The sequence below is a fragment of the Clostridium coskatii genome, assembly GCF_001675205.1.
GTDB lineage: Bacteria > Bacillota > Clostridia > Clostridiales > Clostridiaceae > Clostridium_B > Clostridium_B ljungdahlii.
In genome coordinates this window covers 62652-85349 of record NZ_LROR01000088.1, presented here as the reverse complement: position 1 = coordinate 85349, position 22698 = coordinate 62652, and the positions used below count along the sequence as shown (strand labels likewise).

The 22698-nt window shown below is 29.9% G+C and carries 19 protein-coding genes; 15 read left to right on the top strand and 4 right to left on the bottom strand.

The features are described from left to right. Window positions 1-63 precede the first annotated feature (63 nt). Together CLCOS_RS18985 and CLCOS_RS18980 are read left to right on the top strand one after the other, a co-directional pair. Window positions 64-546: a PTS system mannose/fructose/N-acetylgalactosamine-transporter subunit IIB gene (locus CLCOS_RS18985; RefSeq protein ID WP_063601228.1), complete on the top strand. Its 483-nt coding sequence runs from the start codon at window positions 64-66 to the stop codon at window positions 544-546. A gap of 4 nt (window positions 547-550) precedes the next feature. After that, the gene (locus CLCOS_RS18980) at window positions 551-1621 is read left to right on the top strand and encodes a serine hydrolase domain-containing protein (protein ID WP_063601227.1); all 1071 of its coding nucleotides are present in this window, start codon (window positions 551-553) and stop codon (window positions 1619-1621) included. 87 nt (window positions 1622-1708) lie between these two features. On the opposite strand, the gene CLCOS_RS18975 is transcribed toward CLCOS_RS18980, so the two are convergent. Then, window positions 1709-2467, bottom strand: coding sequence for a DeoR/GlpR family DNA-binding transcription regulator (locus CLCOS_RS18975; RefSeq protein WP_063601226.1), 759 nt, complete (start codon window positions 2465-2467; stop codon window positions 1709-1711). 504 nt (window positions 2468-2971) lie between these two features. Between CLCOS_RS18975 and rhaB the strand changes: the two genes are divergently transcribed. The 7 genes from rhaB (at window position 2972) to arcC (ending at window position 10744) form a co-directional block, all read left to right on the top strand. Further along, entirely contained in the window at window positions 2972-4426 is a 1455-nt protein-coding gene (gene rhaB, locus CLCOS_RS18970) for a rhamnulokinase (protein WP_063601225.1), read from the top strand. Window positions 4427-4443: 17 nt separating this feature from the next. Further along, a complete protein-coding gene (rhaA, locus tag CLCOS_RS18965) occupies window positions 4444-5703 on the top strand; it encodes an L-rhamnose isomerase (protein ID WP_063601224.1) in 1260 nt (419 codons plus the stop codon). 9 nt (window positions 5704-5712) lie between these two features. Continuing rightward, window positions 5713-6555, top strand: a complete 843-nt coding sequence (rhaD, locus tag CLCOS_RS18960) for a rhamnulose-1-phosphate aldolase (protein WP_063601258.1) — start codon at window positions 5713-5715, stop codon at window positions 6553-6555. Between the two features lie 108 nt (window positions 6556-6663). Then, a complete protein-coding gene (locus CLCOS_RS18955) occupies window positions 6664-7929 on the top strand; it encodes an MFS transporter (RefSeq protein WP_013240822.1) in 1266 nt (421 codons plus the stop codon). A 34-nt stretch (window positions 7930-7963) separates the two neighbouring features. Further along, window positions 7964-8278 carry an L-rhamnose mutarotase gene (gene rhaM, locus CLCOS_RS18950; protein WP_063601223.1) on the top strand — a complete coding sequence of 105 codons (315 nt, stop codon included), beginning with the start codon at window positions 7964-7966 and terminating at the stop codon, window positions 8276-8278. A gap of 463 nt (window positions 8279-8741) precedes the next feature. Beyond that, window positions 8742-9758 carry a putrescine carbamoyltransferase gene (ptcA, locus tag CLCOS_RS18945; RefSeq protein ID WP_013240820.1) on the top strand — a complete coding sequence of 339 codons (1017 nt, stop codon included), beginning with the start codon at window positions 8742-8744 and terminating at the stop codon, window positions 9756-9758. 47 nt (window positions 9759-9805) lie between these two features. After that, a complete protein-coding gene (arcC, locus tag CLCOS_RS18940) occupies window positions 9806-10744 on the top strand; it encodes a carbamate kinase (RefSeq protein WP_063601222.1) in 939 nt (312 codons plus the stop codon). 97 nt (window positions 10745-10841) lie between these two features. Here the strand turns inward: arcC and CLCOS_RS18935 are convergent, their stop codons facing one another. Beyond that, the gene (locus tag CLCOS_RS18935) at window positions 10842-12284 is read right to left on the bottom strand and encodes a HAMP domain-containing protein (RefSeq protein WP_063601221.1); all 1443 of its coding nucleotides are present in this window, start codon (window positions 12282-12284) and stop codon (window positions 10842-10844) included. Between the two features lie 137 nt (window positions 12285-12421). Continuing rightward, entirely contained in the window at window positions 12422-13291 is an 870-nt protein-coding gene (locus CLCOS_RS18930; RefSeq protein WP_063601220.1) for an amidohydrolase family protein, read from the bottom strand. Between the two features lie 148 nt (window positions 13292-13439). Between CLCOS_RS18930 and CLCOS_RS18925 the strand changes: the two genes are divergently transcribed. The 6 genes from CLCOS_RS18925 (at window position 13440) to CLCOS_RS18900 (ending at window position 22232) form a co-directional block, all read left to right on the top strand. Next, window positions 13440-14777, top strand: a complete 1338-nt coding sequence (locus CLCOS_RS18925; protein ID WP_063601219.1) for a sigma-54 interaction domain-containing protein — start codon at window positions 13440-13442, stop codon at window positions 14775-14777. Between the two features lie 151 nt (window positions 14778-14928). Next, entirely contained in the window at window positions 14929-16266 is a 1338-nt protein-coding gene (locus CLCOS_RS18920) for a sigma-54 interaction domain-containing protein (protein ID WP_063601218.1), read from the top strand. 476 nt (window positions 16267-16742) lie between these two features. Beyond that, window positions 16743-18122, top strand: coding sequence for an APC family permease (locus CLCOS_RS18915; RefSeq protein WP_063601217.1), 1380 nt, complete (start codon window positions 16743-16745; stop codon window positions 18120-18122). 41 nt (window positions 18123-18163) lie between these two features. Beyond that, window positions 18164-19261: an agmatine deiminase gene (gene aguA, locus CLCOS_RS18910; RefSeq protein ID WP_013240813.1), complete on the top strand. Its 1098-nt coding sequence runs from the start codon at window positions 18164-18166 to the stop codon at window positions 19259-19261. A 160-nt stretch (window positions 19262-19421) separates the two neighbouring features. Continuing rightward, entirely contained in the window at window positions 19422-21515 is a 2094-nt protein-coding gene (locus CLCOS_RS18905) for a methyl-accepting chemotaxis protein (protein WP_063601216.1), read from the top strand. Between the two features lie 216 nt (window positions 21516-21731). Further along, complete coding sequence (locus CLCOS_RS18900; RefSeq protein ID WP_013240811.1) at window positions 21732-22232, top strand: putative ABC transporter permease; 501 nt, start codon at window positions 21732-21734, stop codon at window positions 22230-22232. Between the two features lie 69 nt (window positions 22233-22301). Here CLCOS_RS18900 and CLCOS_RS18895 read toward each other — a convergent pair whose 3' ends face one another. Next, on the bottom strand, window positions 22302-22697 hold the full coding sequence (locus tag CLCOS_RS18895) for a response regulator (RefSeq protein ID WP_013240810.1): 396 nt from the start codon (window positions 22695-22697) through the stop codon (window positions 22302-22304). Window position 22698: the final 1 nt, after the last annotated feature.

Genomic DNA, 22698 nt, shown 5'->3' with positions numbered 1-22698 from the left:
ATTAGTAGTAAAATACTGCTTATGTTATTTATTAAGATATATGAAAGAAAGAGGGTAATATTAATGTCAATTATTCATGTAAGAATAGATGAAAGATTAATTCATGGTCAGGTTGCTACCGTCTGGACTAATACACTGGGATGCAGCAGAATAATGGTAGTCAATGATGAAGCCTGCAACAGTGAAACACAAAAATATGTTTTGAAACTGGCAACTCCACCTAGTGTACGTCTGTCTGTGCTTACAGTAGAAAAAGCGGCTGTAAGAATTAAAGAAGGAAAGTATGATAATGACAAGGTATTTGTAATTTTCAAAAACCCAAAAGATTGTGTTAGACTTCTGGAAAAAGGAATAGAACTCCCTATGGTTAATGTAGGAAATATGGCTCCTAAAGATGGAAGTACAAATGTTAAAAAATCAGTAAATGTATCAAGGGAAGATGTTGAGGCTTTTAGAAAATTGAATTCCATGGGATTAAAAATTACAGCAAGAATGGTTCCAGATGAACCTGAAAGTAATTTTATGGATTTAATAAAGGATCTGTAGCTGTATGATTGATAAAAATAGATTTAAATATTTAAAACAATATATTAAAAAGTGCGTAAATAATGGAGTATTTCCAGGAGCATGCTTTGGAATAGTAACTAGGGAGGAAAGTCAATTTGGTGCAGAAGGTTATTTGCAACTACTTCCAACAAAAGAGTTGGTAGATATAAATACTATTTATGATTTGGCCTCTTTAAGCAAAGTTATTTCTACTACTACTATTATTTTAAAATTAATAGAAGATGGACAAATTACTTTGTTTACAAACGTATGTGATATTTTCTCTAATTTTAAGTATAAAGATGTGACTATATACAATTTGCTAACACATACCTCTGGTCTGCCTTCTGATATACAAGATTATAAGATATTATGCAAAGATAAACAGGATATTATAAAAGGTGTATTTTCTACGGAATTGGAGTATGAAACAGGTAAAAAAGTATTATACTCGGATATAGGATATATTTTATTAGGACTTATCATAGAAAAGGTGGCAGGTCCTATTGACGTATATTTTAGTAAAAATATATCTAAACCCCTTAATATGAAAGACACTTGGTACAATCCAAAGGATAACTTAAAAAATAGATGTGCAGCTACTGAATATAAGAATTCAAGAGGATATATTAGAGGAACAGTTCACGATGGGAAGGCGCATATTCTTGAAGGAGTAAGCGGTCATGCAGGATTATTTTCTACTGTAAAGGACTTAGGAAAGTTTTGCAGGATGATGTTAAATAAGGGCATACTTAATGATAAGAGGATTCTTAGCGAAAATTCAATAAAGATGATAATGGAATATAATACTGAAGGGCTTAATGAAAAACGAGGTTTAGGGTGGCAAGTTAAAAATGATTTGGGTTCTATAAATAGTATGGGAGATTTGTCATCAAGAAGAAGCATTTTTCACACAGGATTTACTGGTACTTCTGTACTTATAGATTTTGAGAACCAGTTTGCGTTTATATTGCTTACAAATAGAATTCATCCTTCTAGAGACAATAGAGGGCTTATAAAACTCAGGAGAAATATAAATAATATTGCTGAAACTGTAGTCTTTAGGGAGGCATAAATACAAAAGTTTATTTGGATGGAGATGAACATAGATTTATATAAAAATTAAATCTATGCTCATCCCCCAAATATATGGAGTAAGGATTTAGAAGATAAGTTCTATATTGTGTTTATGTAAAAAATCTATCCAATCTTGAGAAGGACTAATATCTGTAACTATATAGTCTATATTATTAAAATCAAACAAGTGGATAAAAGCTACTTTGGTAAACTTTGAACTGTCTACTAATAGAAATACTTTGCTAGATTGACTAGCCATAGCTCTTTTAAGTTCAACTTCAGATTCATTAGAATCAGTAATACCTTTATTTTTATCAAGTCCCTTACAACTTATAAAAGCTAAGTCAACATTATATTTTTTTATAACATCTTTGGAGATAGAACCTGTTAATGACATTGAATTGTAATTAAAAATTCCTCCAGTTGAAATAACATTTACGGAGGATCTTGATAAACTATTTAATATTTCAATGGAATTGGTCATAACAGTAATATCTTTAATTCCTTTGCATAGTTTCAATAATTCTAGAACAGTAGAACTTGAATCTGCCATAATTGTAGATTTTTCTTTTATAAATGGAAGTGCTTTTAGGGCAAGTTTTTGTTTTGCTTCTAAATTTCTTGTTGCTCTTTTCAAGAATGGTTGATCATCATTAGTCTGTTCTCTATTTAATATAGCCCCTCCATAAGTTCTTGTTACGATGCCTTCCTGTTCTAATTTTTCTAAATCTCGACGAATAGTTTCTTCTGTAACTTCAAATAGTTTACTTAAATTATTTACATAAATCTTTTTTTCGTTCATAATAATTTCTTTTATCTTTTGTTTTCTTTCTATTGCTAGCATAGGACAAAATACCTCCCATTAGTATATAAAACTATAATATATTATTTATTGTAACAGAATATAGTCCTTAAATCTATAGAAAGCAATACAAAATGTTGCTTTATGTTGTTTTGAGACTTAAATAAAGATAATTTTAAAATAGATATAACTAATTTTTTGTCTACTTATTAGTTGTACAATTTTAGTAACAAATGATAATGATAATAAGGTTTTAGTGAATACTGTGGTATAGTATACCCCAATAAAGCTAGTATCTATTAAGATATTTATAAAGTAGTAAAAAATATAATATTAATATTTCCAAAGGTTTTAAAATAGTAAATAAATTTAAAATAAGAGGTTGATTTAATAACGAATGTAGATAAAATACAACAAAATAAAAGATAAAAACAATAAATAACAATAAAATATGTTGACAACAAACACTGACAAATATATAATATGTATGTAAACGAGTACAAAACATTTAATTATTGGGAGTTCTAAAAAGAGGTGTTAAATAAGATGAAATTTCACATAGCAGTAGATATAGGGGCATCTAGTGGACGTTTAGTATTAGGAAAAATGGTAAATAGTAAAATAGTCATTGAAGAGATCCACAGATTTGAAAATAAAATTATAAGAAAAGATGGAGAGTATTTTTGGAATATAAATAATTTATATAACAATATAATAATAGGACTTCAAAAAGCTGCTAAGTTAGGAATAGATAAATGTACATTAGGAATAGATACCTGGGCAGTTGATTATGTTTTACTTGACAAACATGGAAATAGAATATCAAAAGTTTATTCTTATAGGGATGAAAGAACAAAAAATGCTATAGAGGAATTTTCAAAATTCATGTCACTTGAAGAAATATATAAAAAAACGGGGATTCAATTTTTAAATTTTAATACGCTGTATCAACTTTATGTACATAATAAAGATGAACTCAAACAGGTGGAAAAAATATTATTAATTCCAGACTATTTATATTATTTACTTACGGGAAATTATATAAATGAGCTTACAAATGCCTCAACAACACAATTATTGAATTTGGAGACCAAAGAATATGATGGGGACTTATTAAATATTTTAGGGCTTAAAAGAAGCCAATTTGCAAAACTAATTCAGCCTGGACAAAATGTTGGCAGTATAAAACAAAGTTTAAAAGAGAAGTATAACCTTCCAGAATGTACACTTATATCGGTTGCAACGCATGATACAGGATCGGCAGTCCTTGGAGTACCAGGATGTGATAAAAATTTTGCTTATTTAAGTAGTGGAACCTGGTCTTTGCTTGGCGTAGAAATGAATAAGCCCATAAATAATAAAGCTGCATTTGAAAATAATTATACAAATGAAAGAGGAGCCTTTAGCACTTACAGATTTTTGAAAAATATAATTGGGTTGTGGTTAATACAGGAGGTGCGTAGAAATTATAATAACAAATACAGTTTTTCGGAATTGGTTGACGAAGCTCTTAAAGTCCAAGCTTTTAAATATGTTATAAATTGTAATGATTGTAGATTTATAAAACCTGAAAACATGATAGAGGAAATTCAGAGGTATTGTAAAGAAAGTGAACAAAATGTTCCTCATACTGCAGGTGAGATATCAAGGTGTATTTTCGACAGTTTAGCTCTTACTTATAGAAGATCGATTGAAGAGCTGGAAGAAGTAACCGGAAATAAAATTAATACTTTGAATATAGTTGGTGGTGGAGTGCAAAATAAGCTTTTGTGCCAGACGACCTCAGATGTTATAGAGAGAGAGGTAATAGCAGGTCCGGTGGAATCGACGGCACTTGGAAACATAATAGTCCAAATGATATCAAGTTTTGAAATTCAAAATATTACCGAAGCCAGAAAATTAGTTAGGCAATCTTTTAAGATAGATGAATATAATCCTTGTAAAGTTAAAAATTTAAGTGGTATATATGAAAAATTCTTAAAATTATGTATTTTAAAATAATTTATGGAGGTAAGAATATGAATCAGAGTATATTAACGAGATATAGTGAGGCTAGAAAATTATATGGTAAATATGACATTGATGTGGATAAGGTTTTGGACAAGCTATCCAAAATAAAAATATCGCTGCACTGTTGGCAAGGAGATGATGTCAGAGGATTTTTAAACAAAGACCAAGAATTAACTGGAGGAATATCAGTTACAGGAAATTATCCTGGAGCAGCTAGAAACGTATTAGAACTTAGAAATGATATAGAAAAGGCACTTGCATTAATTCCTGGAAAGCATAAGGTAAATTTGCATGCAATATATGCAGACACCCATGAAAAAGTTGAACTAGATGAATTAGAACCCAAGCATTTTGAAAGCTGGGTTAAATGGGCTAAAGAAAATGGACTGGGACTCGATTTTAATCCCACATGTTTTTCTCATCCAAAATCTGAAGATGGATTTACACTAAGTAATCCTGATAAAAAAATTCGAGATTTTTGGATAAAACATTGTATGGCATGCAGGAAAATAGGAGAGTATTTTGGAAAAGAACTTGGACAAAAATGTGTAACTAATATTTGGGTGCCAGACGGATATAAGGATACTCCAATAGATAGGTTGGAACCGAGAAAGAGATTGAAGGATTCTTTAGATGAAATATTTTCTCAGAACGTAGATGAAAAATACAATTTGGATGCAGTTGAAAGTAAAGTATTTGGGATAGGATCAGAAAGTTATGTAGTTGGTTCTCATGAATTTTATATGGGATACGCAATTAAAAATAACAAGGCAATATGCCTGGATGCTGGACATTTTCACCCAACAGAAACTATATCAAATAAAATATCATCAGTTTTGATGTTTACTGATGAACTGTTATTACATGTAAGCAGACCAGTTAGATGGGATAGTGACCATATAGTTATAATGAGTGATGAACTTGAAGAAATTGCCCATGAACTTGTTAGAAATGATTTAATAAAGAGAACTCATATAGGATTGGATTTCTTTGATGGAAGCGTAAATCGTATAGCAGCATGGGTTATTGGAGCAAGAAATATGATAAAGGCACTGCTTAAGGCTATGCTGGAACCTACAGAATTATTAAAGAAATTGGAATTAGAAAAAGATTATACTTCAAGAATTGTGTTATTAGAGGAATTTAAATCATATCCATTTTCCGATGTATGGGATTATTACTGTGAAAAAATGGATGTCCCTGTACGTGAAGAATGGTTTGATGAAGTAAAACAATATGAAAAGAATGTATTAGTTAAGAGGAAATAGTTGAAAGGAATGATTACATTGGATAACAAATGCTGTAATAATAAAATATTAGAAGCCCCATTTTTAAAAGAAATGATGAAAGTTACTTATAATATGTGGAGAATGGGATGGGATGAACGAAATGGAGGAAATATAAGCTATTTGCTTTATGATGATGAAGTAAGTAAATATATTGATACAAATAAATTCACAAGGGAAATCAAATTATCTTTCCCGGTAAAAGAATTGGCAAACAAGATATTTTTAGTTACAGGAACAGGTAAGTATTTTAAAAATGTGATTGATTCTCCAGAAACAAATTTGGGAATAGTAAAGGTTTCAGAGAATGGAAATAGTATATACGTTCTTTGGGGATATGAGGATGGATCAAGTCCTACAAGTGAGCTGCCAGCCCATTTTATGAGTCATATAGAAAGGTTGAAAATTGACAAAAGTCATAGAGTAGTTATACATACACATGCTACAAATGTTATAACTATGACATTTGTTCATGAATTGGATGAAGCAACTTTTACTAAAACATTATGGAAAATGTGTACGGAGTGTCTTGTTGTATTCCCAGATGGTGTTGGTATATTACCGTGGATGGTGCCCGGAAGTGATGAAATAGGAAGAAAAACTGCTGAAAAAATGAAAGAATATCGTCTAGTTATATGGCCTTATCATGGCATATTTGGGACAGGTTCTACTGTAGATGAAGCTTTTGGACTAATTGAAACTGTAGAAAAGGCAGCAGAAGTTTACGTTAAAGTTCATTCATGTGGTCAGATTAAACAAGAATTAACTGACGAACAGTTAAAAGAGCTTGCAAGGGAATTTAAAGTTATCGTGAGAGATGGAATATTAAAATAAAAACGTTTTTTAGAAAAATTATTTCATGAGAACATATTTTATTTTGGAAGATGTTCTCATGAAAGTGTAATAATCAATAATTTTAATAAACGGGGAGGATGTTATGTAATGGAAGTTTCTGAAAAAAGAAAACACTGGAGATGGACCATATCAGCAGCTTTGGCTAATTACTTGGATTCAGGTTCTATTGTATCTGGCGCAAGTGCATTGACTCTTTGGGCAGCCCAATTTCACTTGAGTAATACAACTGTTGGACTATTAGGAGCTATAAGTTCTAATGCAATATCTGCCGGGGTAGGAGCACTTATAGGAGGAAGAATCTGCGATAAGTTTGGAAGAAAAAAGATATATGCTTATGATCTTTTAGTATATATAATAGGTATGTTTATATTGGTTTGTGCTGTAAAACCATGGATGTTGTTTTTGGGATATATAGTGGCTGGATTGGCTGTTGGAGCAGATATACCAGCATCATGGACATTAATTGCAGAGCAGGCACCGGCAGATTCAAGAGGAAAACATGGAGGTTTGGCACAAGCTTTGTGGTCACTTGGGCCTGTTTGCACATTAGCTTTATCATTTATATTAACTCCTTTGGGTATATGGGGAGCTAGAATAGTATTTTTACATCTTATAGTAATAGCATTTATAACATGGTTAATGCGTCATGATATGTCAGAATCTCAGACATGGGAAGAAGAACAGAAAAAGTTAAAGAACATAGATAAAAGTGAAAAAGTTAGTGTATCCAGCTTATTTAAAGGTCAAAATTTAAAGTCAATTATTTTTCTTGTAGCTATGTATGGATTGTGGAATTTGGTAGCAGGAACTGGAGGATTTTTCTTACCATATATTCTTCAAAATTTTGGATCCCAATCCCAAGCAACTAGTGTGGGACTTCAATGTCTGGAATTTGCAATATCTGTATTTACAACAGTAACTATATTTATGCGTTTTAGCGATAGTTCCAAAGGTAGAAAGTGGACATTTTTTATAGGGGCTATAGTAAACGTTACCTCTATGGCGTTGTTTGCATTCTTCAAATTAAATTTTGTTATTTCTCTATCATACGTTATACTTTGGGGCATTGGACAGGGTATGGCACAGCAGCCATTTTTTCAATTATGGTCAAGTGAACTTTTCCCTACAAGATTTAGATCTACAGCACAGGGAATTATGTTCTCAATTGTACGTATTGGACTTGGATTTTGGAGTTTCTTCGTACCAACATTAGCAACATTGGGATTTCAGGGATTAGCTTTAACCATGACTGCTTTCTTATTAGTAAGTATGATAGTTGGCATAGTATTTGCCCCTAAGACATCTGGTAAGAGCTTAAAACAAATTGAAAAAGAAATGAATATGTCTATATAGTATAATGTAAATATTATAGGTGGGGGATTGTTATATGATTAGAAAAGCTTGTAAAATGAAGTTATATAAGAATTGTTATGATGAATATAAAAAAAGGCATGATGAAATATGGCCTGAAATGAAAGAAGAATTAAAAAAGCATGGCTATGATAATTATTCTATATTTTTAGATGAGGAAACAGGATATTTGTTTTCATATGTTGAAGCTAGAGATGAAAAATCATACAATGAAATGGCAAATACTGAGATTTGTCAAAAGTGGTGGAAGTATATGAAAGATATAATGGAAACTAATGAAGATAACAGTCCTAAAAGTGTAGATTTGAAGAAAATATTTTATTTACCTTAAATGTGATATTTTGAGCCTAGATAGCATAAAAGTTATTCTAGGCTTTATTTTTGTATAGTGAAATTATTTACAAGGAGCATTTTAGCTTGTGAGACTATTCATAATAGAAGTTTAACTTTATGAAATCTTTAAATATGTTTTAATTATTTTTAATAACACGAAAAAGTTTTTACTTGATATAGATTTTCTTGTTATGTCAAATAAACTTGCGTACTATTTCTAATATATAAAAGGTATATGTCATTTTGAAATATAGAAACTGATTTAAACACAGTAAATTTTTGTGACATATCCCAAATTGAAATAAATTATTTAATATTTCAAGTATGGTATTTCAGTAAAATAGCCATTTCCTTATAATTAATTTTTGGCATGGATATTGCTAAATAGTTATGTGAGAAAACTTTTACAAGTAGTAATAAAAAATTCATAACAAAACATTAATTTTTAGGAGGAAGAAAAAATGGCAGTAAAAGATTTTATAGACACAAATGATTTTACAAAGGAAGAATTGATGGATATTATTAACTTATCCTTAAAGTTGAAAAGATGTATCAAGAATGGATATTATCCACAGTTACTTAAACATAAAACATTAGGAATGATCTTTCAACAGAGTTCAACTAGAACAAGGGTATCTTTTGAGACAGCAATGGAACAACTTGGTGGACATGCCCAGTATTTAGCTCCAGGTCAGATTCAATTGGGAGGACATGAAACTATCGAGGATACAAGCCGTGTTTTATCTAGATTAGTAGATATTCTTATGGCACGTGTAGACAGACATAAGAGTGTAGTTGATCTTGCAAAAAATGCTACAGTACCAGTAATTAATGGTATGTCTGATTACAACCATCCAACCCAGGAAATGGGAGACATTTGTACTATGACAGAACATTTACCAGAAGGAAAGAAATTAGAAGATTGTAAAGTTGTATTTGTAGGAGATGCTACTCAGGTATGTGCTTCCTTAATGTTTATTACAACTAAATTAGGAATGCATTTCGTTCAATATGGACCAAAAGGTTATCAATTAAAGAAAGAACTTACTAAGATTGGAGAAGAGAATTGTAAAGTATCTGGTGGTTCATTATTGATTACAGATAATGAAGATGAAGCATTAAAGGATGCAGATTTTGTTTATACTGATGTTTGGTATGGTTTATATGATGCTGAACTTTCTAAAGAAGACAGAATGGCAATATTCTATCCTAAATATCAAGTAACTAAAGAGATGATGGCAAAAGCAAGTCCTAATGTAAAATTTATGCACTGCCTACCTGCAACAAGAGGAGAAGAGGTAGTAGATGAAGTAATAGATGCTGATTATTCTATCGTGTTTGATGAAGGTGAAAACAGATTGACAGCTATGAGAGGATTACTTGTATATTTCTTAAACCAAAATGCAAAAAAAGAAGATAAAGTTGCACAAATGAAGGCTAGAGCTGAATTGGAAGTAGTTCTAAATTCTATTGGCTAGTAGGAACAATTATCTATAGAAATTTGTACAAATAAAGGAGAAAAAATATGTCAAGAATTGTAATTGCCCTTGGGGGAAACGCTTTAGGAAAAACTCCAATAGAACAACAAAAAATGATAGATAATGCAGCTCCATCTTTAATTGGATTAATCAAACAGGGGCATGAAATAATTATAAGTCATGGCAATGGTCCTCAAGTAGGAATGATTAGTCTGGCACTTGATATTGCTTCAGCTAACAATGATAAAGTTGCAAAGTTTGAGCTACCAGAGTGTACCGCTATGAGTCAGGGGTATATAGGATATCATTTACAAAAGGGTTTAAAAAAAGAACTAAAGAAGCAGGGAATGCCATGGCATGTGGCAACTGTAGTAACACAAATGTTAGTAGATAAGAAGGATAATGCTTTTAAATGTCCTACAAAACCAATTGGAGGATTTTATTCAAAAGAAGAGGCATTAAAGATGATGGAAGAAGACCCTAAATTAGTAATGAAAGAAGATGCAGGCAGGGGTTACAGGCAGATGGTTGCATCCCCTAAGCCAGTTGATATTGTAGAAAAAGATTCTATATTAAACTTGCTTGACCATGAATTTATAGTAATTGCCTGTGGTGGTGGTGGTATTCCTGTTGTCTTAAATGAAAATGGTGATTATGAAGGAATTCCAGCAGTTGTCGATAAAGATTTTGGCTCTGCGAAATTGGCAGAGCTTGTAGATGCAGATTATCTGTTTATTTTAACAGCAGTTGATCGTGTTGCTATTAATTATGGAAAGCCAAATCAGAAGGAGCTAAAAGAAATATCCGTAGAAGAGGCAAAAAAATTAGCTAGTGAAGGCCATTTTGCACCAGGAAGTATGCTTCCTAAGGTAGAGGCTGCAGTTCAGTTTGCGACTAGTAAAGCTGGGAGAAAATCAGTAATTGCTTCTTTAGAAAAGGCACCACTTGCTATGAAAGGCCTTAGTGGTACAGTAATTACTTTGTAATAAGATCTATTAAAACATTTGCTAGATTAAAAGTACCATATAAAATTCCAGTTTGGAAATTTATATGGTACTTTTTAATACTGCCTAAATATAATTATTAGTTTTTCTTATAGTAGTTAATCTTTTTAAGGTTCTTATTTAAATTATTTGAAATCTCTTTTAAATTTACTATTTCTTCGAGGATTCCCTCAATTGCTTTTGCCTGATCGTTTATGCCATCAGATATGTAAACATTAGCACTGTTGACTTTGTCAAACTTTTCAATTATTTTATTGTTATAATTAAATAGTTCGTTTTCCGATAATTTATTATTTCTTATATCATTGGCATTTAGTTCATGTAAAATATCTAATGACAGATTAAACATACTATTTATCTCTTCTAATTCGTTATCAAGATTATCCATATACTTTTTAATAAGTTTTGTATCAGGGCTTTTTGTATTATTTAAGCATACAAGTTTCAGCTTATTAAAATTGTCAGTAACTTTTTTAATTTCTTCATTGAAATTGTCAACTAAGTTTTTAAAACCAGTATAAGTTTTTTCAAGATTTGTTGTATAATTATTTTTATTTTTTCTTATAGTTTCTATAGTAAAATTTCTTATGTTTTCGTAGGTATAAACCATTTCCTCAACTATTGATGTAATTACTTGAGCAGATAAATTTACTTTATCTACTAAAGAGTTCAATTTCTCTGCTTTTAATTCAATTTCTCTGGAATTTTCAGAAACTATTTTTATTAGAAAGCTTATGTTCTTATTCATAGTGTTAATAGTATGAGTAAAATCTTTTATCTCTTTGATTTTAATAATAGATTCATCAAAGTCTGAGGAGAAATCACCCTGTGAAACTTTTAATACAAGCCCATTTAATGATTTTATAACCTTATTTATAGGCTTAACAGAGAAATAACTAATAAGTATTCCAATTAAACAGGTTAGTAAAAACAATAAAATAAATGTTATAAATATTTTATGTTTTAAATTTATTATTTGCTGAGCTGATATATCTACTCCAATTAAAGCTACTACTTTTCCCTTGGAATTATAAAGAGGAGCATATGCCGAATAAAATGTGCCCTCAAGGTCAGTAATAGGAGTATCTAAAACTGTAACTTTCCCATTGTAGTATGCCGACTTCATTTTATCATTAAACATATAGTCTTTCATAAAGGTTGATTGTGCATCATAGGAAGCAAGTACGAACTTTGTATGTGAGTCATCTGATTTTATCATAGTGTATACATCAGACACATTACTTTTACGTCTAAAATCTGTAAGAATATTACACATATCTTTATATTGCTTTGAAGTATAAGTAGTTATTTTTTCGTGTTCGTCTCCATTTATAATATATTGAGATGCTACTGCAACCTTTTTTAGGGCATCCTTTGTATCATTTATCATTATGTTTGTACAATATACATAATAAATTACTGATGTTAATGCTACACATAAGATTATTATAAATAAGAATCTTTTTATTATGTATTCATAAAATGTTATTACTTTATCAGATTTAAGCTTCGATTTTTTCATTCTATCCCTCCGGATCTTCTAGTGTATTTAATATTGTGATACTCTTATAATAATGTTAAATGTAGTTATTTTCAATAAGAATATAGTCCCATTGAGAATAGAATAGGTAAATGTTATGAGTTAAATACTCATAACATTTACTTAAAAAAGATATTTAATCTAGGAAATACTTTTAAAGTGTTTTTATAAAAAATATAATCATAAAATTTTTCATCAAAAAGGGACTTTATAAGTTCAACATAATTTTTTATAGGTACCAAAGGCCAGTCTGTTCCAAATAGAAATTTTTCATACCAATTTGGAATAACTTTAATAAATGTAATTCCTCTTTGAATATGCTGGATAAAATACTTGTCATTTTTAAATGTCTCAATATCATTTTGATTCCCTACTAGAAGTCCTGAAAGATCAGTATAAACATTGGAATTTTTATATATCACTTCAGCAGCACTCATTATCCAGGGGTTTCCAAAGTGAGCAATAACAAAATTTATATCTCTATGACTTACTGCAAGTTCATCTATGTGTATTGGATGAGAATATTTTACAAGGGCTTTGCTTGAATATGGATCACCGCCATGGATGACAACTGGTATTTTATAAGATGAAGCTAATTTATATATAGGGTCGTATATTTTATCCCAAACATAATAAGGATAATATCCCGGATAAATTTTTAATCCTACTACTTTACTATTTTTAATTCTTTCTTCAATTTTTGATAGTTCTTCATTATTCAATTTTTGTGGATTAATTCCTAAACAGTAAACTAGATTATCAGGTATTTTTTCTTCTAGATTTAAATCCATAGGATTATCAGAATTTAAATCTGGAAATCCTCCGATTTCTTTTTCTGTTAATCCCATACCTATGCCCATGATTACATGGCTTTTTTCAAATTCCTCCTTTAATCCTGCACTGGAGTAGTTTACTTTTGATAAGTTTAAGGCTGCTTCTTTAAAACTATTAATATTTGAAAAATGTAAATGTGAATCAATTATTTTCATTTAAATCACTCCTTCAAATTAAATAATGAAGCATAAACTATACCAAATGATTAAGTAAAATGTAATTAAAAGTGAATTTTAATATTTGTAGAAATTTGTAGAAAATTATGATATTATAAAGCTAATTAGAAGAAAAGAGTGATTGTATATGTTCATTTTAAAATATTATGATAAAAAAAATACTTTTGATAACAGTATTCTTGATAAATATATCAATATTATGAATATGTATGATAAAGGCGTAATATTTTTTGATTTAATTAAAAATACAGCTTACCTCAATGAAAAATGCAGAAATATTTTTAATACTTATAGTGATATGAGCCAAATTCAAAAGTTTATAAATGATATAGAAAAAGATTTTTATGAAGATGATAGAGAAAATAAAGAAGTAAATTTGATAGATTTAGAAACTGATATTACATATACAATTAAACATTTAATAGAAGGAAAAAAGATAAAGTATATTTTATGTACCATTGAAAGGAAGTCCAATAAAAAAGATATCGGAAAAAATCCTCATATTTCTAAAATAATTGGTGAGAGCGATGTCATGTTAAATCTCAAGGCAAAGGTTAAAATAGTTGGAAGATACGATTCTACAATTCTTTTATTAGGACAGACAGGTACGGGAAAAGAACTGTTTGCAAAAGCTATTCATGATATTTCACCAAGAAGGAATAAGAAGTTTATAGTAGTTAACTGTGGTGCTATACCTGATTCACTTCTTGAGAGTGAACTCTTTGGTTATGAAAAGGGAGCCTTTACAGGTGCAAACTCCAATGGAAAAGTTGGAAAGTTTGAAGAGGCTGATGGAGGAACAATTTTTTTAGATGAAATAGAAAATATGAGCCAGTTTATGCAAAATAAAATATTAAGAGTTATAGAAGACAGGAAAATATGCAAAATAGGTTCAAATAAAGAAGTTGGTGTAAACGTTAGGATAATAGGAGCAACAAATGTAGAGCTTAAAAAGATGGTAGAGGAAGGTAGCTTTAGAAAAGATTTATATTATAGACTAAATGTAATATGTTTTAAAATTCCCAGCTTGATAGAAAGAAAAGATGATATTTTTCTCATAAGTGATTATTTAATTGAAAAGTATTGTAAGGTGTTTAAAAAAAATATAATTGGCTTAAGTCCTAAAGTTAAAAAGTTATTTAAGATTCATAAGTGGGAGGGTAATGTAAGGGAACTTAGAAATGTAATTGAATATGCAATGAATTTTGAAAACAGTAATTATATAACTGAGGCAAGTTTGCCAGATGAATTTATAGGAGAAAATGAAGTAAAAATAGAGCCAAAAGATATTATATCAATTGAGGAAATGGAAAAAGAAATACTTAGAAAAACATTAGACTGGTTTGGGTGGGATGAAGCTGGAAAGATTAAAGCTGCAGAAGCTCTTGGAATAAGCAGATCATCAGTTTACAGAAAAGTTATAAAGTATGGTCTTGAATATAGTGTAAACGATATTTCAAATTGATATGTCAAATTGAGATGAATTTATAATTTAATATAATGAAAAGCCTTATAAATCATATATTTATAGGGCTTTTTTATTTGGTATAAATGTTGCTTATAAAAAGTATTATAAGTTTATAAATTAAAAATTAAGCTAAAAAGGGATGTTGTATATGTTTACTTTAAAATATTATGATAAAAAAAATACTTTTGATAACAGTATTCTTGATAAGTATATTAATATCATGGATATGTATGATAGAGGCGTAATATTTTTTGATCTAATTAAAAATGCAGCTTACTTCAATGAAAAATGCGGAAATGTTTTTGATACTTATAGTGATATGAGCAAAATTGAAAAGTTTATAGATGATATAGAAAAGGATTTTTATAAAGATGACGAAAAAAATAAAGAAATGAAGTTAACTGACCTAGAAGACAGTATTACATATACAATTAAACATCTAACAGAAGAAAAAAAAATAAAGTATATTTTATGCACTGTTGAGAAGAAAGCAAATGCAGGAAATAGTAAAGAAAGAAAGTATCTTTCTAGAATTATTGGTGAGAGTGATGTTATGTTAAATCTCAAGGAAAAAGTTAAAATAGTTGGAAGATACGATTCTACCATTCTTTTATTGGGACAGACAGGTACGGGAAAAGAACTGTTTGCAAAAGCTATTCATGATATTTCACCAAGAAGGAATAAGAAGTTTATAGTAGTTAACTGTGGTGCTATACCTGATTCACTTCTTGAGAGTGAACTCTTTGGTTATGAAAAGGGAGCCTTTACAGGTGCAAACTCCAATGGAAAAGTTGGAAAGTTTGAAGAAGCTGATGGAGGAACAATTTTTTTAGATGAAATAGAAAATATGAGCCAGTTTATGCAAAATAAAATATTAAGAGTTATAGAAGACAGGAAAATATGCAAAATAGGTTCAAATAAAGAAGTTGGTGTAAACGTTAGGATAATAGGAGCAACAAATGTAGAGCTTAAAAAGATGGTAGAGGAAGGTAGCTTTAGAAAAGATTTATATTATAGACTAAATGTAATATGTTTTAAAATTCCCAGCTTGATAGAAAGAAAAGATGATATTTTTCTCATAAGTGATTATTTAATTGAAAAGTATTGTAAGGTGTTTAAAAAAAATATAATTGGCTTAAGTCCTAAAGTTAAAAAGTTATTTAAGATTCATAAGTGGGAGGGTAATGTAAGGGAACTTAGAAATGTAATTGAATATGCAATGAATTTTGAAAACAGTAATTATATAACTGAGGCAAGTTTGCCAAATGAATTTATAGGAGAAAATGAAGTAAGAATAAAGCCAGAGGGCATTGTGCCAATTGAGGAAATGGAGAAGGAGGTGCTTAGAAAAACACTAGATTGGTTTGGATGGGATGAAGCTGGAAAGATTAGAGTTGCAGAGGCTCTTGGAATAAGCAGGTCATCAGTTTACAGAAAAATTGCTAAATATCATCTCGAGCCCCCCGACATGATTAATGTTTCTTGATAAAAATTAGTATGTTATTATATTTAAAATTAGCATGAAAAATATAATAACATACTAATTTTAATTTTTTGTACAGTAAAATGCAATTAAATGATATTGTATTTTATATTTAAAGTATATAGTTTTATCATATATTTCAATATGAAATGCATTTTTAATTCTAGTAACCTAGATATAATACGGTGTTTATATATTTTTATGTCACTTTGACATGATTTTTTAAATTAGTATAAAAAAAAGGCTTGAATTGGCGCGATTCAAGGCTTTTTTTATTGGCACGAAGATTGCTTAATAAAAATATTGTAAACATTTAAATGTAGTAATATGAAAAATAAAATTTAGGACCTAAAGATAATCTAGATTATGCTATTTCCGGAATGTAGTGTAATGAATAAAGGTTATGTAAGACAATTTGTAAACAATTTATAAGAACAAGAAGTGAAGAGAAAATTAAAGTAGGAAAGGAGAAATTTAAAATGGATAGTGATAAAAAAAAGTTTAGGATGTTTGATGTCATTTTAACAGTTATATGTGTAGTATTTGTAGCAGAAGCAGCTGCTCCTGTAGCTGCAATTGGAAATCAGCAGTTTTTTTGGTGGATATTACTTATAGTGGCATTTTTATTACCTTATGGATTAATAGCAGTAGAACTTGGTACGACTTATGAGGGACAAGGAGGTATGTATGATTGGGTAAAGAGAGCTTTTGGAAATAGAATGGCATCTAGGACAGCTTGGTATTACTGGCTTAATTTCCCACTGTGGATGGCTTCTTTGGCCGTTATGATACCTCAAATTTTACAAATAATTACAGGGACTTCAATACCAACATTGCCAACAATTATAATAGAACTTGCATTTATTTGGATTGTTGTATTTATTAGTTTTTATCCAGTAAGTGATAGTGTATGGATTCTTAATGGAGCAGCAGTTCTAAAAATGCTTTTGGCACTCACACTTGGAGGCCTAGGAATTTATGGCGCTATGACACATGGTGTGGCTAATGCATTTACAGTAAGGTCCTTTTTACCAACTTTGGATATGAAGAGTATATCACTTATTTCAGTAATAATATTTAATATGCTGGGATTTGAAGTTGTATGTACGTTTACAGATAGCATGGAAAACCCAAAAAAGCAAATTCCACAGGCAATTATTATCGGTGGTATTGTTATAGCTGCAATCTATATATTTTCAAGTTTTGGTATTAGTGCTGCAATACCTACATCTCAAATTAGTACAAGCAGTGGAATGATTGATGCTCTTCAGATATTGACGGGCCAAAAAACTGGGATGTTTATTGGAGTTATGGCTTTTATATTTATGCTTACATTGTTTGGAAATATGATTTCATGGTCATTAGGTGTTAATAATGTAGTTCAATATGCGGCAGAAGATGGAAATATGCCAAAAGTATTTATTGGAAAAAGTAAAAAAAATGGTATGCCTATAGGAGTATCTATAATGAATGGTATTGTTGCAACTGTTGTTGTTGTAATTGCACCATTTATACCTAATCAAGATTTATTTTGGAGCTTTTTTGCCTTAAATTTAGTTATGTTTTTATCAAGCTATATACCAATGTTTCCAGCTTTCTTAAAGCTTCGTAAAATTGATTCTGATAAGGAAAGACCATTTAAGGTTGGTGGAAGTAATTTTGTTATTAAACTAGCTGCATATGCTCCAATGACAATAGCTATAATAGCTATCATCTTGACGGCTATACCATTGTCTGCAGATGACATTGGATCAAAATTGCCAATTACAATAGGAGCTATTATAGGTTATGTAGTTGAAGAAATTTTTATAAGAGTGAAAAAAATTAAAAATGAAGAACTAGTAAAGCAAAACCAATAATTAACATAAAATATTGATCTAAAATTAGGAGGGTTATAATTATGACAAAAAGAATTGAAGGAACAACACCAAAACAGGATGGATACAGAATGCCTGGAGAATTTGAAAAACATACAAGGACTTGGATGTTATGGCCAGAAAGACCAGATAACTGGAGAGATGGAGCAAAACCTGCACAGAAAGCATACGCTGAAGTAGCAAAAGCTATCAATAAGTTTGAACCAGTTACTATGTGTGTTTCTAAAGAACAATATGCAAATTGCCGTGAGCAATTACCATCAGAAATTAGAGTAGTTGAAATAGCAAGTAATGATTCTTGGATCCGTGATTGCGGTCCCTCTTTTGTAATTAATGATAAGGGTGGAATTAGAGGATGTGACTGGGAATTCAATGCATGGGGTGGCCTTGTAGATGGACTTTATTTCCCTTGGGACCAAGATGACTTAGTAGCACGTAAGGTATGTGAAATTGAAGGAATTGATACATACAGAACTACAGGTTTTGTATTAGAAGGAGGTTCAATCCATATAGATGGAGAAGGTACAGTAATAACAACTGAAATGTGTTTGTTAAGTGAAGGTCGTAACCCTCATATGAGTAAAGAAGAAATAGAGAAAAAGCTTTGCGATTACTTGAATTGTGAAAAAGTAATTTGGGTTAAAGATGGTATTGATCCAGAAGAAACTAATGGACACATTGATGATGTAGCTTGTTTCATACGTCCTGGAGAAGTAGCTTGTATTTATACAGACGATAAGAAAAATCCATTCTACGAAGAGGCACAGGCAGCATACAAGACGTTATGTGAAGCAACAGATGCAAAGGGACGTAAATTAAAGGTTCACAAATTGTGTTTACCAGAAAAACCAGTTACAATTTCAGGTGACTTTGCTATAGATGCCATTGAAGGAACTATGCCAAGAGAAGATGGAGATATTTGTATTGCTTCATATATGAATTTTTTAATTGTAAATGGTGGGGTTATTGTTCCTCAGTATGGAGATGAAAATGATGCATTAGCATTGAAGCAGGTTCAAGCTATGTTCCCAGAACGTAAGGCAGTTGGAGTTAATACTCGAGAAGTAGTATATGGTGGAGGAAATATTCACTGCATTACACAACAACAACCAGCAGTTTAAAATGTATTGAGAGTTTATGATACTACAATCATAAATGTAAAATAGAATATAGCCTTTTCAAATTGACCCAGTGGAATGATTTAAATTTAAAATTTCACTGGGTATTAATTTAAAAAAGTACATGAAATGAACTTAGTCCGTTAAGGAGGAAGGTTTCGAGTTGAAGAATAAAATCATAACAAAAATAGTTTCTACTATAGTAGTTTGTTTTATTTTAGTTGCTATTATAGTAGGTGGTATTAGCATTATAAAATCAACACAGGTAATTAAATCGGAAGCAATTGACAAGCTGCTGAATATAGCATCCAGTAAAGGAAATGAATATTCTATACAACCCATTAAAATGGAAAGCACAGTAAATGAACTGTCAAAAGCAATTCTGCAGAGTATAGATGTTTCAAAGATAAATGATACTAATTATATGAATGAATATGAAAATAATATAGGGCTACTAATGAAAAGCTTAGGTGAGAATAATAAAAATATAGTAGATTTATATATGAATTTTGATCCAGATTTTACAGGAGGACATGAAACTTATGATATAGGATATGAATATGACAATGTGAAAAATCAAGGTAATATTAAATTAAATTTATACACACTTGCAGACTATAAAAAGGGTGATAGTAAGATGTCCTGGTATTATGATCCTATTAAATCAAGGAAAGGACTATGGTCTAAGCCCTATGTTGATTCTTTAAGAAACATAAATGTGATATCATATACTGCACCTATATATCTTAATAATGTACTAGTAGGGGTAGTAGGAGCAGATATGTCTTTTGAGAGCCTAAAAAGCTTGATATTAAATACAAGAGTGTATGATACTGGCAGGGCATTTTTGTTAAGTAGCGACTATACTTTTATAGTTGATAAAAGCATAACATCTAAATATAATTTAGGTACTATGAATGGCGGAAAGTATAAAAGTGTAATAAGTAAAATAAAAAATAATAAGTCATCGGTTATTGAAATAAATTTTGAAGGGCAAAAAATGTTATTTGCATATTATACCGCATATAATGGGCAAATTGTAGGGCTTATTGTTCCTAATAAAGAAGTACTTAAGAGTTTAGATAATACAATATATACAATTTTAGGAGCTATTATAATAGGAATAATATTTTCAACAGTTGCTGCGTTATATATGGGAAAAAGAATATCTAAACCAATAGAAGTGGCAACTGATTTTATTACTAAAATGGCCAAGTTAGACTTAACAAAAAATGATTGTTCTAATTTAAATATTATAATATCTAATAAAAATGAAATAGGTATTATGGGAAACAGTTTGGAGCTACTTAGGAAGGAACTATTAGAAACAGTCCAAACGATAAAGCAACATTCCACAGAAATTGTACAATATTTGGATTGTATGGCTGTGTCTTCATCACAGACAACATCTTCTATTGCTGTTATTACGAAAACTATTAATGAACTAGCCAAAGGAACTAGAGAACAAGTAGATAAAATACAAAATAGCTTTTCCAAACTAAATTTACTTGCTAGTAATATAGAAAAATCCGTATTAAGTATTTCTAATCTTGGAAAGTATTCAGAAGAAATGAAAAAGATGCAGGCACAAGGTTGTGAATCTATTGAAGTACTTAATGAGAATTTAAACAAAAATGATAAGATCTCAAAAAATTTAGGCGGTAATATAGACAAGTTATGCAAAAAATCAAATTTGATAGGTGAAATTATGTCTACAATTAATTCTATTGCGGAGCAAACAAATCTTTTAGCTTTAAATGCGTCTATTGAGGCGTCTAGGGCTGGAGAAAGTGGTAAGGGGTTTGCAGTTGTTGCAGATGAAATTAAGAAACTTGCAGATAGTTCTCTTGATGAAACTCGTAAAATAGGCAAGATATTGAACGAGATACAAGAAGAAATAGCTTTAAATAAGGATAATATGGATGAAGCTAAAATTACTGGTAGGGAAGTGAATAAGTCAATGGTATTATGCATGAAATCATTTCAATTTATCGGTAAATCAATTTCTAATACTATGCTTCAAATTGAAGACTTAGAATGTACTATTAATGAGGTTAATGAAGGCAAAGATCATTTGATTAGGTCTAATGAAGAAATATCTGCAATAATAGAAAAGTCATCATCATCAACAGAAGAAGTTGCAGCAATAATGGAGGAGCAAGAATCAGCTGTTGAGAATATAGTTGAATCTATAGAGAAAATAAATACATTGGCAGTAACTTTAGATGGCATAGTTCAGAGGTTTAAAATTGTTTAAAAGATTAAATTCCCAGTTTTATAAAATTTTCAATGTAAAGCTAGGGTGTAATTTGACAGAGAAAAATTACAGGTTTTAAATATAGAAACATCCACTTGTCTATTGTAGCAATATTTACAGTAGGCTAGGGATGTTTTTTTTGTGTCACAAAAAGTAATAATAAGAAATTAAATAGAACAAACTAGTATATGGACTTATACATGAGAGGTGTTTTGTTTGAAATATAAAAAGAACAAGATAATCCATTTTTTTATATTTGGAAGTATTTATTTAAATGTAGAAATAATTTCCAGAGCATGCTGTGGTGCATTAACAGGTTTTAGTGGTATCTGTAAATGGAGTTTATGCGGATGGACTTCCCTTTGGATGTTTCCTATAGGAGGATTATGTGCTGCATTAATTGGAAGTTTGAATGATAGACCTGAATATTATAATTTGAAAATGTGGCAGCAGGTTATAATGGGAGGTTCTTTAATTTGTATAGTGGAACTACTTACAGGAGTATTTTTTAACTTATATTTGCATTTCAATTTGTGGGACTATTCACAAGAGAAATTTAACTTTATGGGACAAATATGTTTAAAGAACAGTATTTACTGGTATGTATTAAGTATTGTAGTAATATGGTTTGATGATGTTTTATCTTACTATTTTTATGAAGGAGAAAAACCATCCAGCTTATTAAGTTACGTTGTAAAGTTAGTTAAGTTGCAATAAAATAAATTTATATATGATTTTTAACTTAGTGTATACAATAGTAGAAAAGAATTTTCGCTTTGTATATAATCAAAATTTCAAATTCTTCAATATATTTTTAGCATTTTTTATACATTTTTTAAATTGTGTAAGTTTAATTACTTTTTTTAGAATTTCTATTACTTCAGAGGAATATATCGGTTTAACAATGTAATATTCAATTCCAAGAGAATATGATTTGGCAATAACTTCTTTATCCTTTATTTGTGAAACTATGATGATTTCGCCGCTAAACAAATTAGTTAATTTGTACAATCTTTCAAGGCTGCGGTTAGCAGGCTTTGATAGTTCCATAATAAGTATATCTGCTTTTTCGTAATTCAACAAATGGTTGCCTTGAATAATTTTACCTAAGCCATTATTTTCAATAATTTCAGCTAATGGACAATAAACTTCTTTATTATTACTTACAATAAGAAAATTCATA